This window comes from Chryseobacterium sp. SIMBA_029 (assembly GCF_046535275.1).
Taxonomy (GTDB): Bacteria; Bacteroidota; Bacteroidia; order Flavobacteriales; family Weeksellaceae; genus Chryseobacterium.
Genome location: NZ_JAWRXA010000728.1, coordinates 1 through 244, shown reverse-complemented (window position 1 = coordinate 244; position 244 = coordinate 1). Strand labels below are relative to the sequence as shown.

General features: G+C 33.6%; 1 protein-coding gene. It reads right to left on the bottom strand.

Annotated elements, in window-relative coordinates:
- On the bottom strand, positions 1–230 hold a 230-nt coding region (locus tag SB679_RS25860; protein ID WP_410705236.1), incomplete at its 3' end, for a GSCFA domain-containing protein.
- Positions 231–244: the final 14 nt, after the last annotated feature.

Below are 244 nucleotides of genomic sequence, written 5' to 3'. Positions count from 1 at the left end.
ATCAACTCCTCTTCCTCATAGAATGCAGAATCATGAAGTCTCTTTACAGCATTATTGATCGAAAAAGGATTAAAAATTGTACCGAAAGAATTATTAAGCGTCTGAAGCTGCCCATCTTTCAGTAAATCAGTCATTTCAGTAGCAAAACAAGACCCGATTGAAAATATTTTATCTTCAATCTCAATTTTCTTCTCCGATTTTGGGATGTCAACCTCTGTTCTGAATTTCATTATGTAGATATTAG